The sequence below is a fragment of the Xylophilus rhododendri genome (assembly GCF_009906855.1).
GTDB classification, from domain to species: domain Bacteria; phylum Pseudomonadota; class Gammaproteobacteria; order Burkholderiales; family Burkholderiaceae_C; genus Xylophilus; species Xylophilus rhododendri.
The window spans coordinates 4,844,278-4,856,624 of record NZ_CP047650.1; the positions used below are offsets into that span (position 1 = coordinate 4,844,278).

Below are 12,347 nucleotides of genomic sequence, written 5' to 3' on the forward strand. Positions count from 1 at the left end.
CTTTTTTCGCCTTACTTGCCGCGGGCCTTGTTCAGCTCGGCCATCATTTCGCGGGTGGTGTCCTCGCCGAATTCCTTGCTGAACTTGGCGACCACCGGCTGCAGCTTCTCGCGCAGCTTGGCTTGTTCCGCGGGCGGCAGTTCGGTGATCTGCATGCCGACCTTCTTCAGCTCGCCCAGGGCCTTGTCGGCCAGCGCGCGGATCGCCTTGCGTTCGAACTGGGTGGCTTCGGCGGCGGCTTCGCGCACGATCTTCTGTTCGTCGGCGTTGAGCGTGTCCCAGCTCTTCTTGGACAGCAGGAACACCCAGGTGCTGTAGATGTGGCGCGACAGCACCAGGTGCTTCTGCACCTCGTAGAACTTGCTGGTGAGGATGGTGGCGGCGGGGTTCTCCTGGCCGTCGACGGCGCGCTGCTCCATGGCCGAATACAGCTCGGTGAAGGGCAGGGGCGTGGCGTTGGCGCCCAGGGCGGCGAAGCTGTCGATGAAGAGCGGGCTCTGGATCACCCGCAGCTTCAGGCCGGCGAAGTCCTCGGCCTTGGTGATCGGGCGGCGCGAGTTGCTGGTGTGGCGGAAGCCGTTCTCCCAGTAGCCCAGGCCGATCAGGCCTTTCTCGGGCAGCTTGTCGAGCAGCTTCTTGCCGAAGGCGCTGTCGAGCACCGCGTCGGCTTCCTGCTCGTTGTTGAAGGTCATCGGCAGGTTGAGCACGCCGAAATCCTTCACCACCGAGACGAGGGTGGAGCTGTCGGGAATCGTCATCTCCAGGCTGCCGCCGCGCAGGGCCGAGATCATGGTGACGTCGTTGCCCAGCGTGCCGTTGGCGAACACCTTGGCATTGAGCTTGCCGCCGCTCTTGGCGGCCAGCCCTTCGCCGAAATGCTTGGCGGCGAGCGCCTGCGGATGGTCGTCGGTGATGCCGGTGCCGATCTTGAAGGTGTGCTCGCGGATCTGGGCGAAGGCGGTGCTGCCCAGCAGGGCCAAAGCGGCGGCCAGCGCCATGGTTTTCAGTTTCATGTCTTGTCTCCTGTCGTTGTTGGTTGGAACCGGCAGGCAGACTAAAAGACTCGGATAGCGTGGTCCAATCAGTGTTTAGGACAAGGTCATTCCATTCAGTTATCGGTGGCTTCCAGGATGTCGGGCAAACCCTTATCGATCACCTCGGTGTGCAGCCGGCTGCGTTTTCGGCACCTGCAGTTCCTGGACATCCTGGGCCGCAGCCGCAACCTGCGGGTGACGGCCGAGCAGATGCACATGACCCAGCCGGCGGCCACCAAGATCCTGCTGGACCTGGAGGAGATCTTCGACGCCCGGCTCTTCGACCGCCTGCCGCGCGAGATGCGGCCGAACGAACTCGGCCTCTTCGTGCTGCGTTATGCCGCCGCCGCGCTGCAGGGGCAGAACAAGTTCGTGGAGGAGTTCAACGCCCTGCAGCAGGGCGGGCACGGGCAGCTGGCCATAGGCGCCATCTCGGGCTCGGCCGCCGGCCTGCTCACCCGCACGATAGGCGAGATGCAGCGGTTGCGGCCCTTGCTGGTGCTGAAGGTCTTCGAGCAGAGCAGCGACCAGCTGATCCACTGGCTGAGCGACCGCAAGATCGACCTGATGATCGGCCGCTTCACCGACGAATCGCAGCGCGCGCGTTTCCAGTACGAACGGCTCTCGGGAGAAACCCTGCAGGTGGTCGGCGGGCCGCAGCATCCGCTGCGCGGCGTGGAAAACCTGGAGATGGAAAAGCTGGCGCACTGGCCCTGGCTGCTCTACCCGGAATCGACCGCGCTGAGGAAGGTGTCCGACGGCATCTTCCGCAGCATCGGCATGACACCGACATCGGGCGTGATGGAAACCCAGTCCTTCCTCTTCGCGCTGGAGTCGCTGCGCATCACCGACATGCTCTCGCTGCAGCCCACCGCCCTGGTGGACAAGTACGTGGCCAAGGGCCTGCTCTCGCGCATCTCGGTCGATGTGCCGAAAGTGATGCCCGACTACGGCATGCTGACCCGCCTGGGCGAGGTCACGCCGCCGCCGGTGCTGGCCTTCATGGCGGTGCTGCGGGACGTCGCCGCCGAGGCGTCGGAGCCGCAACCGGAGTGATCTCCTGGGCCGCCGGCTGGGCCTTGCCGGCGGCGCTGCGCAGGCACTGCACCAGCATCTCGGCGGCCGGCGACAGGCGTGCGCCGCGCCGGGTGACGATGCCGAAGGGCTCGTGGCGCGAACGGATCTCCAGCGGCAGGCGGCTGGCGATCTGGTGCTCCTCGCAGAAGTCCATGGTGGCCGAGGAGACGAGGGCCACCAGGCGCGGGTCTTCCTTCAGCATCAGCATGGTGACCAGCGAAGACGAGGTCTCGATGGGGTAGGGCGGCAGGTCGAGCCCGGCCTCGCGGAACTCGCGCTCCAGCAGCTTGCGCAGCGGCATGTTGCCGGGGTAGATGATCCACTGGTATTTGGCCAGCTGCGCCAGCGTCACCCGTCTGGCCTTGGCCAGCGCATGGCGCGGGCCGACGGCCACGGACACCGATTCGTCCATCAGCGGCTCGTAGTCGAACTGCTCCACCTTGCTGGTGACGGTGGTGCGGCCGATGGCCAGGTCCAGCCGGCCGTCGTCGATGGCGTTGAGCAGTTCCAGGCTGGTGCTTTCCCGGATCTCGATGGAGAGCGCCGGCTGCAGCCGGCGCAGCTCGGCCAGCGCATCGATCAGCACCGAATGCAGCGCGCCGGTGATGGCGCCCACGGCCACCCGGCCGCCGCTGCCGCGCAGCACGCCGTTCATCTGCTCGCGCAGATGGCCCAGGTCGGCATCCATCAGCCGGGCATGGCGGATCAGGCACTGGCCCAGCTCATTGGGATAAACCCCTTGTTTGGTGCGCACGAAGAGTTCGGAGCCGAAGGTGGATTCCACCTCGCGCAAGGCCTTGGTCAGCCCGGGCTGGGTCATGTTCAGGCGTTCCGCCGCGCGGTTGACGCTGCCGCATTCCTCCAGCGCCACCAATAAGGAGAGCTGGCGGAAACGCAGGCGTGCGCTGATGGAAGAGAGGCTGGGTATCACCGTAATTCCTCGAAGCTATAACCCCATGTGAAGCTCTCACTATGCAGCAAGCGGGGCGCCGCCGAGAATTTGCGCTCTCAAGGAGACTCTCAGATGAAGTTGCTACGTTACGGCCCCCGGGCCAGGAGCGCCCCGGCCTGCTCGACGCCACCGGCACCCTGCGCGACCTTTCCGCCCATGTGCGCGACATCGACGGTGCGGCCATCGGCCCCGCCTCGCTGGTCAAACTAAAGGCGCTCGACCCCGCCACGCTGCCGGCCGTGCCCGGCTCCCCGCGCCTGGGCGCCTGCGTGGGCAGCATCGGCAAGTTCGTCTGCATCGGCCTGAACTATGCCGACCATGCGGCCGAATCGAACATGCCGATCCCGGCCGAGCCGATCATCTTCAACAAGTGGACTTCCGCGGTGGTCGGCCCCAACGACGACGTGAAGATCCCGCGCGGCTCCGAGAAGACCGACTGGGAAGTGGAACTCGGCGTGGTCATCGGCACGGCCGCCAGCTATGTGGAAGAGGCCGATGCGATGAAGCATGTGGCCGGCTACTGCGTGATCAACGACGTGTCCGAGCGCAACTACCAGCTGGAACGCGGCGGCACCTGGGACAAGGGCAAGGGCTGCGACACCTTCGGCCCCACCGGCCCCTGGCTGGTGACGGCCGACGAGATCCCGGACCCGCACAGCCTGGACATGTGGCTGGAGGTGGACGGCAAGCGCTACCAGACCGGCAACACCCGCACCATGATCTTCAACGTGCCGCAGCTGGTGTCCTACCTCAGCCGCTTCATGAGCCTGCAGCCTGGCGACGTGATCTCCACCGGCACCCCGCCCGGCGTGGGCATGGGCATCAAGCCGCAGGCGGTCTATCTGCGTGCCGGCCAGACCATGCGCCTGGGCATCCAGGGCCTGGGCGAGCAGCAGCAGAAGACGGTCGCCGCCTGAGGCCGCCACCATGGTCCACTACGACTACGAAGGCCGCACCGCGGTCGTGACCGGTGGCGCGCAGGGCATCGGCTTTGCCATCGGCAAGCGCCTGCTCGCGGGCGGCGCCAAGCTCTGCATCTGGGATGCCGACCCGGAGGCGATCGAGGTGGCCAAGGCCGCTTTCGCCAGCGATGCGGTGAGCGCGGTGCAGGTCGACGTGACCGACTACGCCCAGGTGGAGGACGCCGCCGCGCTCACCGAGGCCGTCTCCGGCCCGGTGGCGATGCTGGTGCACAGCGCGGGCATCGCCGGCGCCAACAAACCGGTGGCCGACTACGAGATATCGGAGTGGCGCCGGGTGCTGGGCGTGAACCTGGACGGCGCCTTCCATGTCAACCGCGCCCTGGTGCCCGGCATGGTGAAACGCAACTACGGCCGGGTGGTGAACATCGCTTCCATCGCCGGCAAGGAAGGCAATCCCAATGCCAGCGCCTACAGCGCATCGAAGGCCGGCGTGATCGCGCTGACCAAGAGCCTGGGCAAGGAGACGGCGGCGAGCAACGTGGCGGTCAACGCCATCACGCCTGCGGCGGCGCGCACCAAGATCTTCGAGCAGATGTCGCAGCAGCACATCGACTACATGCTCTCGAAGATTCCGCGCGGACGCTTCGTGGAGGTGGACGAGGTGGCGGCCATGGTGGCCTGGCTGGTGTCCGAGGAGAACTCCTTCACCACCGGCGCGGTGTTCGACCTTTCGGGTGGGCGCGCGACCTACTGATCGCCCGGCATTTCACAAATACAACAGAGACAAAACCATATGAAGACCAACCGGCGCCAAGCCATCGCGGCAGCCTGTGCGCTGGCCTGGGGCGGAGGCTCTACCTTCGCCGTCCAGGCCAGCGACTATCCCAACAAGCCGATCGAACTCATCGTGCCGGTGGCGGCCGGCGGCGGCACCGATCTCGTCGGCCGCGCTTTCGCCGAATCGGCCAAGAAGTACCTGCCGCAGCAGCCGATGATCGTGAACAACAAGCCGGGCGCCAGCGGCGCCATCGGCACGGCGGAGCTGATCAATGCCAGGCCGGACGGCTACAAGATCGGCATCGTCATCTGCGAGATCACCATCATCCCCAACATGGGGATCACCAAGTACACGGCGGCCGACGTGCGGCCGATCGCCCGCCTGAACGCCGACCCCTCGGCCATCTCGGTGCGGGCTGACGCGCCCTGGCAGACGGTGGAGGAATTCATCGCCGATGCCAGGAAACGCAAGGACCCGGTGGCCATCGCCAATGCCGGCATGGGCTCGATCTGGCACATGGCGGCGGCGGCCTTCTCCGAGAAGCTCGGCCTGCCGGTGAACCATGTGCCCTTCCTGGGCGCCGCGCCCGCCGTGGTGGCCCTGCTGGGCGGCCATGTGGATGCCATCACCGTCAGCCCCGGCGAGGTGGCCCAGCATGTGGCGGCGGGCAAGCTGCGCACGCTGGCGGTGATGGCCGACCAGCGGGTCGGCGGCATGTTCGAGAAGGTGCCCACACTCAAGGAGCGCGGCATCGACCTGTCGGTGGGCGTGTGGCGCGGCCTGGCCGTGCCCAAGGCCACCCCGGCCGACATCGTGGCGACGCTGAGCGACGTGGCGGCGAAGGCGGCGGACGACGCCGTCTTCCGCGACGCGCTGCAGAAAGCCAACCTCGGCTGGGCCTACGCGGATGCCGCCGGTTTCCAGAAGACCATCGACCACGACCGCGCCTTCTATGCGGAACTGGTGCCCAAGCTGGACCTGAAGAAATGAAGCGATTGCAAGGCAAGACGGCCGTGGTGACGGCCGCGGGGCAGGGCATAGGCCGGGCCACGGTGCTGGCCATGGCGGCCGAGGGCGCCGAGGTATGGGCCACCGATATCCGGGCCGACCTGCTGGCCTCGCTCGACGGCACGCCGGGCGTGCGCACGGCGGTGCTGGACGTGCTGGACCATGCGGCCATTTCCAGCTTCTTCGAAGGGCTGGCCCGGGTGGACGTGCTGTTCAACTGCGCGGGCGTGGTGCATTCCGGCACCGTGCTGCAGGCCAGCGACCGCGACTGGACCTTCGCCATGGACCTGAACGTGCGCTCCCAGTTCTGGACCATCCAGGCGGTGCTGCCCGGCATGCAACGCCAGGGCGGCGGCAGCATCGTCAACATGGCCAGCGTGGCCAGCAGCGTGAAGGGTCTGCCGGGGCGCTGCGTGTACGGCACCAGCAAGGCGGCGGTGATCGGGCTGACCAAGTCGGTGGCGGCGGATTTCGTCGGCGCGCGGGTGCGCTGCAACAGCATCTCGCCCGGCACGGTGGACACGCCCTCGCTCGGCGACCGCATCGCCGCCAGCGCCGATCCGGCCAAGGCGCGCGAGCAGTTCATCGCCCGCCAGCCCCTGGGCCGGCTGGCCACGGCCGAGGAGATCGCGCCGCTGGTGGTGTTCCTGGCCAGCGACGAGTCGTCCTTCGTCACCGGGCAGAACTACGCGATCGACGGCGGCATCTCGATCTAGTCGCGCGGGATTTCAGCCCGCGGCCGGCGCCTGCCGGTCCCAGCCCCCGCCCAGGGCCTTGACCAGCAGCACACTGGCCAGCAGGCGCCGGCGCGCCAGGCCGACCGCCAGCCTTTCGTTGTTCAGCGCGGTGGTCTGGGCCAGCACCACGTCGGTGTAGGGCACCACGCCCAGGCCATAGCGGCGGGTGAGCAGCGCCAGCGCCTGGTCGCTGGCATGGACCACCCGGTCCTGCACCAACGCCTCCTGCCGCAGCACACGCAGGGCCTGCAGCTCGTCCTCCACCTCCTGGAAGGCCACCAGGGTGCTGTGCCGGTAGTCCTCCACGCTGGCGTCGTAGCCGGCCTGTGCCTGCGCGGTGCGGGCCTGGCGGGCGCCGCCGTCGAAGATCACGCCGGCCAGCGCCGGGCCCAGGGCCCAGAAGCGGCTGGGCGCGCTCAGCAGCTGCGACAGGGCGGCGCTCTCCACGCCGCCGCTGCCGCCCAGGGTCAGGGCCGGGAACATGCTGGCCTCGGCCACGCCGATCTGGGCGTTGGCCGCGGCGGCGCGGCGTTCGGCCGCGGCCACGTCCGGCCGGCGCTGCAGCAGCTGGGAGGGCAGGCCGACCGGGATGTCCGGCGGTGCGGCGATGGCGCTCCGTCCCGGCCGGGACGCGTCCGCGGCCGGCGCCAGCGTGTAGCTGGAGGCCGGCACGCCGATCAGGGTGGCGATGGCGTGTTCGGCCGCGCCGCGCTGCAGCGCGATATCGGCCAGCTGCGCGCGGGCGCCGTCGAGCTGGCTCCGTGCCAGGGAGATGTCCACGCCGGAGGCGATGCCGATGCGCTGGCGCTCCTGCGTGATGGCCAGGGCCTTGCGGTAGGCCTGCACGGTGGCTTCGAGCAGGCGGCTTTCCGAATCGAGGGTGCGCACCAGGAAATAGCTGCTCGCCAGGTCGGCATGCATGGCCAGGCGCACCGTCTCCACATCGGCCGCGCTGGCCTGGGCGCCGGCGGCGGCGGCTTCCTCGCCGCGGGCGATGCGGCCCCACAGGTCGGGCTCCCAGGACACCGACACGGGCAGGATGAAGTCGTTGGTCGTTCTGCCCGCCAGCGAGCGGCCCAGCACGTTGTTGGACACCCGGGCGCGCGAGGCGTTCAGCCCCACGCCGACCTGCGGCGCGCCGGCCGCCTCGGCGATCCGGATCTGCGCCCGGGCCTGGCGGTAGCGGGCCATGGCCGCGCGCAGGCTGCGGTTGTCCACGTCCACCCGGGCCTGCAGGCGGTCCAGGACGGGATCCCGGAACAGGGTCCACCAGTCGCCGCGCAGTTCGGCGTCGGCCGGTTGCGCGCGCGCCCAGCCGGGCGTTTCGCGGAATGCCTGCGGTGTCTCCACCACCGGCGGCCGGTAGTCGGGGCCCGCGGCGCAGGCGCCCAGCAGGGTGGCGGCGGCCAGTGACAGGGCGGCCAGGGCCGGCAAGGTGCGGACCATGGTCAAGCTCCCGCCTGGGGCGTGACGACCTGCACGGCCTGGCCGGCCAGCAGGGAATCCGGCGGGTTCAGCACCACCGCCATGGCGGGCGTCAGGCCCTCCAGCACCTGCACCTGGGTGCCGCTGTTGCGGCCCAGCCGCACCGGCTGCAGGGCGATGGTGTTGTCGGCCCGCACCACCGCCACCCGCACGCCTTCGGGCCGCATCAGCAGGGCGGTGGAGGGCAGGCTGAGCCGGGGCTGGTTGTCTGCCAGACGGAAGCGCACCTGGGCGAAGCTGCCGGGCAGGAAGACATGCTCGCGGTTGTCCACGTCCACCTCCACGTGCAGGGTGCGGGCCACCGGGTCGATCGCCTCGGCGCGCCGGCTGATGGTGCCGGCCAGCATGCGGCCGGGCTGGTCGGGCGCCTCCACCGTGGCGGGCTGGCCGACGGTGGCGGCGTAGGCGTCGGCCTCGGGCACGTCGGCGGCGATGCGCAGTCGGCTCGACGATGCGATGTGGAACAGCTCCACGCCCGCGCTGGCGGCCGAGCTGCCGGCGTTGATCAGCGTGCCCACCTCCAGGTTGCGCGCCGTCACCACGCCGTCGAAGGGCGCCAGCACCTGTTTGTACGAGGCGGTCTTGCCCAGGCGGGCCACGTCGGCCTGGGCCTGCGCCACCAATGCGGCCTTGGCCTGCGCGTCGGCCACCTTCTGGTCGATCTCCTGCCGGGTCACCGCTTCGGTGCTGCCCAGCGCCTGCCAGCGCTCGGCGGTGACACGGGCCAGGTCGGCATCGGCCACGGCGCGGACCTGCGCCGCCTGCGCCTGGCGCAGGCTGTCGTCGAGTTCGGGCGCCTCGATCTCGGCCAGCAGTTGGCCGGCCTTGACCGGGGCGCCGATGTCGACGGTCCAGCGTTTCACATAGCCGCTGGTGCGCGCATAGATCGGCGTGTCGGCGAAGGCCATGACACGCGCCGGCAGCAGCAGCTCGCGTGTCGCCGGGCCGGTTTGCGCATGCACCACCGCCACCGGGGTTAGGGCCTGGGCCTGCGTCTGCTGGCGCAGTCCCGCCTGCGCGTGGATGCGGGCCGGCAGCAGCAGCGCCACCAGCACGCCTGCCACCAGGAAGGGCGCTGCCATCGCGGCGAGGCGGAATGTTCGGGAGTGGCCGGCGCGGGCTGTAGGGTTCGGAATGCTTTGGGCCATGGTTCAGGCTTCGAGGATGGAGGGGGATGCGGTGTTCGAGGCGATGCGGCGCCGGGCGCGCCAGCCGTGCACCAGGGCGAAGACCAGGGGAACGAAGAACAGGCTGACGACGGTGCCGAACAGCAGGCCGCCGAGCACCGCGCGGCCCAGCGGCGCGTTCTGCTCGCCGCCCTGGCCCAGGCCGATGGCCATGGGCACCATGCCGATGAGCATGGCCAGCGCCGTCATCAGCACCGGCCGCAGCCGGCCGGCGCCGGCTTCCAGCGCGGCCTGCGCCGCCGCCATGCCGCCGGCCAGCTTCTCGCGGGCGAAGTTGATGACCAGGATGCTGTTGGCGGTGGCGATGCCCACGCACATGATCGCGCCGGTCAGCGCCGGCACGCTGATGGTGGTGTGGCTGAGGAACAGCATCCAGGCGATGCCCGCCATCACCGTGGGCAGGCCGGTCAGGATGATCAGCGGATCGAGCCAGGACTGGAAGTTCACCACCATCAGCAGGTAGACCAGCAGGGCCGCGAACACCATGCCCTGGGCCAGGCCGGTGAAGGATTCGTGCATGGTCAACACCTGGCCGCGCACCACCACGCTGGCGCCCTTGGGCAGGTCGGCCCGGCTGTCCTGGACGATGCGCTCGATTTCGGTGGCCACGCCGCCCAGGTCGCGCGACTGCACCGAGCCGAACACGTCCACCACCGGCTGGGCGTTGTAGTGCGAGACCACCGCCGGGCCGCTGGCGAAGCTGAAGTCGCCCAGGTTGCCCAGCAGCGCGCCCACGCCGCCCGCCGGCTGGCCGGCACCGGTCACCGGGATGTTGGCCAGGGCCTGCAGCGAGTCCATCTGGTACTGCGGCGTCTGCACCGCGATCAGGTAACTCACGCCGTTGGCCGGGTTCAGCCAGAAGTTGGGCGTGGTCTGCGCGCTGCCGCTCAGGCTGACCAGCAGGTTGCCGGCCGCGTCGCGCGGGCTCAGGCCCATCAGCTGCGCCTTGGTGCGGTCGATGGCCACATGGATGCCCGGCTGGTCGCCCGGCTGCTGCACCCGCAGGTCGGCGATGCCGGGGATGGTGCGCAGGCGCGCCATCAGCCGGGCGGCGTAGGCGCGGTTGGCCGCGCCGTCCTTGCCCACCACCTGCACGTCGATCGGCGCGGGCGAGCCGAAGTTGAGGATCTGCCCGACGATGTCGGCCGGCGGGAAGGAGAAGGTGGTGCCGGGGAAGGCCCGGGGCAGCTGTTCGCGCAGCTGCGCCAGGTAGCCGGCGGTGGGGGCGTGCCGGCCGGCCAGGGTGATCAGCACTTCCGAATCCGATGCGCCGATCACGCCCGAATTGCTGTAGGTTAGGTTGATGCCGCTGACCGGCACGCCGATGTTGTCGAGCATGCTGCCCAGCTCGGCCGGCGGCACGATGCGGCGCACGGCGGCCTCCACCTCGTCGGTGAGCCGGGCGGTTTCCTCGATGCGCAGGCCGGTGCGGCCGCGCAGGTGCAGGCGGATCTGGCCGGTGTCCACGCTGGGGAAGAAGTCCTGGCCCAGCGTGGGGATCAGCAGCAGCGAGCACAGCGAGAAGGCCAGGAAGAGCGCGGCCACCGTGCCGGCCGAGGCGATGCCGCCCTCCAGCACCCGGGTGTAGCCGGCGCGCAGCTGCTCGAAGCGGCGCTCGAAGCCCTGCTGGAAACGCTGGGCCATGCCCGGGCGGCGGCCCTTGTCCGCCTCCTCGTCCCGGGCCTTGAGCAGGTAGGCGGCCAGCGTCGGCACCACGGTGCGCGACAGGATGTAGGAGGCGATCATGGCGAACACCACCGCCTCGGCCATGGGCACGAAGAGGTAGCGCGCCACGCCGGTCAGCAGGAACATCGGCAGGAAGACGATGCAGATGCAGCCGGTGGAGACGAAGGCCGGCACCGCGATCTCGCCCGCGCCTTCGAGGATGGACTGATGCAGCGGCCGGCCGTTCTGCAGGTGGTGCTCGATGTTCTCGATGGTCACCGTGGCGTCGTCCACCAGGATGCCCACCGCCAGCGCCAGGCCGCCCAGCGTCATGATGTTGATGGTCTGGCCGATGGCCGACAGCACCACCAGGGAGCACAGGATGGACAGCGGAATGGTCACCACGATGATCAGGGTGGCCCGCCAGCTGCCCAGGAACAGCAGGATCATCAGGCTGGCCAGTGCCGCGGCCAGCACGGTCTCGTGCACCACGCCGTCGATGGCGGCGGTGACGAACACCGACTGGTCGGCCAGCGCCTGCAGCGTCACGCCCGCGGGCACGGCGGCCTGCAGCTTGGGCAGCATGGCCTTGACCTGGGCGACGATGTCCAGCGTGGAGGCGCCGCCGCTTTTTTCCACCTGCAGCAGGGCGGCGCGGCCGCCCGCCTGCTTGACGATGTTCTGCTGCGGCGCGAAGCCGTCGTGCACCGTGGCCACGTCGCGCACATAGGTCACGCCGCCCTTGCCGTCGCGGCCGGAGCGGATCGGCAGGTCGTTGAGTTCCTGGATGCTGGCCGGGCTGCCGTTGGTGTCGATGTTGTATTCCAGCGTGCCGATGCGGGCGCTGCCGGTGGGCAGGATCAGGCTCTGGGCGTTGATCGCGTTGACCACGTCCATCGGCGCCAGGCCGCGCGCCTGCAGGGCCGGGCCGTCGATGTCCACCATCACCTGGCGCACCTTGCCGCCGAAGGGCAGGGGCGTGGCCGCGCCGCGGATGGTCGCCAGCTGGGTGCGCACCACCGTGCCGGCCACGTCGTAGAGCGCCTGCTCGGGCAGGGTCTTGCTCGACAGGGCCAGCTGGATGATGGGCACGGTCGAGGCGTTGTAGGCCAGCATCAGCGGCGGCTGCGCGCCCGGCGGCAGCTGCTTGACGGCGGCGGCGGATTCGGCGGCGATCTCGGCCAGCGCCCGGTCCAGGCTGGCGCCGGGCTGCAGGAAGATCTTCACCACCGACACGCCGCTCAGCGCCTGCGACTCGATGTGCTCGATGTCGGCCACGCTGGTGGTCAGCGCCCGTTCGTAGCCCGAGACGATGCGCTGCTCCATCTGCTGCGGCGCCAGGCCGTTGTACGACCAGATCACGCTGACCACCGGGATGTTGATGTCCGGGAAGATGTCGGTCTGGGTGCGGTAGATCGTGAGCGGGCCGACGATGAGGATCAGCAGGGCGAGAACGATGAAGGTGTAGGGGCGGCTCAGCGCGAGCTTCACGATCCACATG

The 12,347-nt window shown here is 69.6% G+C and carries 9 protein-coding genes and 1 pseudogene; 5 read left to right on the forward strand and 5 right to left on the reverse strand.

Annotation, left to right across the window (positions count from 1 at the left end; translation table 11 throughout):
- Positions 1–11 precede the first annotated feature (11 nt).
- Complete coding sequence (locus GT347_RS22440) at positions 12–1,013, reverse strand: TRAP transporter substrate-binding protein (RefSeq protein ID WP_160554301.1); 1,002 nt, start codon at positions 1,011–1,013, stop codon at positions 12–14.
- A 117-nt stretch (positions 1,014–1,130) separates the two neighbouring features.
- Between GT347_RS22440 and GT347_RS22445 the strand changes: the two genes are divergently transcribed.
- Positions 1,131–2,090, forward strand: a complete 960-nt coding sequence (locus tag GT347_RS22445; RefSeq protein WP_160554302.1) for a LysR substrate-binding domain-containing protein — start codon at positions 1,131–1,133, stop codon at positions 2,088–2,090.
- Here the strand turns inward: GT347_RS22445 and GT347_RS22450 are convergent.
- The gene (locus tag GT347_RS22450) at positions 2,035–3,042 is read right to left on the reverse strand and encodes a LysR family transcriptional regulator (RefSeq protein ID WP_160554303.1); all 1,008 of its coding nucleotides are present in this window, start codon (positions 3,040–3,042) and stop codon (positions 2,035–2,037) included. The genes GT347_RS22445 and GT347_RS22450 overlap by 56 nt on opposite strands.
- A 93-nt stretch (positions 3,043–3,135) precedes the next feature.
- Between GT347_RS22450 and GT347_RS22455 the strand changes: the two are divergent.
- The 4 genes and pseudogenes from GT347_RS22455 to GT347_RS22470 all read left to right on the forward strand — a co-directional run bounded on the left by GT347_RS22455 (position 3,136) and on the right by GT347_RS22470 (position 6,488).
- Positions 3,136–3,980 (forward strand): annotated as a pseudogene (locus GT347_RS22455) (fumarylacetoacetate hydrolase family protein).
- Between the two features lie 10 nt (positions 3,981–3,990).
- Positions 3,991–4,740: an SDR family oxidoreductase gene (locus GT347_RS22460; protein ID WP_160554304.1), complete on the forward strand. Its 750-nt coding sequence runs from the start codon at positions 3,991–3,993 to the stop codon at positions 4,738–4,740.
- 39 nt (positions 4,741–4,779) lie between these two features.
- Positions 4,780–5,754 carry a tripartite tricarboxylate transporter substrate binding protein gene (locus tag GT347_RS22465; RefSeq protein WP_160554305.1) on the forward strand — a complete coding sequence of 325 codons (975 nt, stop codon included), beginning with the start codon at positions 4,780–4,782 and terminating at the stop codon, positions 5,752–5,754.
- On the forward strand, positions 5,751–6,488 hold the full coding sequence (locus tag GT347_RS22470) for an SDR family oxidoreductase (RefSeq protein WP_160554306.1): 738 nt from the start codon (positions 5,751–5,753) through the stop codon (positions 6,486–6,488). Before GT347_RS22465 ends, GT347_RS22470 begins: the two co-directional genes overlap by 4 nt.
- A 12-nt stretch (positions 6,489–6,500) precedes the next feature.
- On the opposite strand, the gene GT347_RS22475 is transcribed toward GT347_RS22470, so the two are convergent.
- The 3 genes from GT347_RS22475 to GT347_RS22485 all read right to left on the reverse strand — a co-directional run bounded on the left by GT347_RS22475 (position 6,501) and on the right by GT347_RS22485 (position 12,346).
- Positions 6,501–7,955 carry an efflux transporter outer membrane subunit gene (locus GT347_RS22475; protein WP_160554307.1) on the reverse strand — a complete coding sequence of 485 codons (1,455 nt, stop codon included), beginning with the start codon at positions 7,953–7,955 and terminating at the stop codon, positions 6,501–6,503.
- 2 nt (positions 7,956–7,957) lie between these two features.
- A complete protein-coding gene (locus GT347_RS22480) occupies positions 7,958–9,076 on the reverse strand; it encodes an efflux RND transporter periplasmic adaptor subunit (RefSeq protein WP_160554308.1) in 1,119 nt (372 codons plus the stop codon).
- 69 nt (positions 9,077–9,145) lie between these two features.
- The gene (locus GT347_RS22485; protein ID WP_160554309.1) at positions 9,146–12,346 is read right to left on the reverse strand and encodes an efflux RND transporter permease subunit; all 3,201 of its coding nucleotides are present in this window, start codon (positions 12,344–12,346) and stop codon (positions 9,146–9,148) included.
- Between the last annotated feature and the right edge of the window lies 1 nt (position 12,347).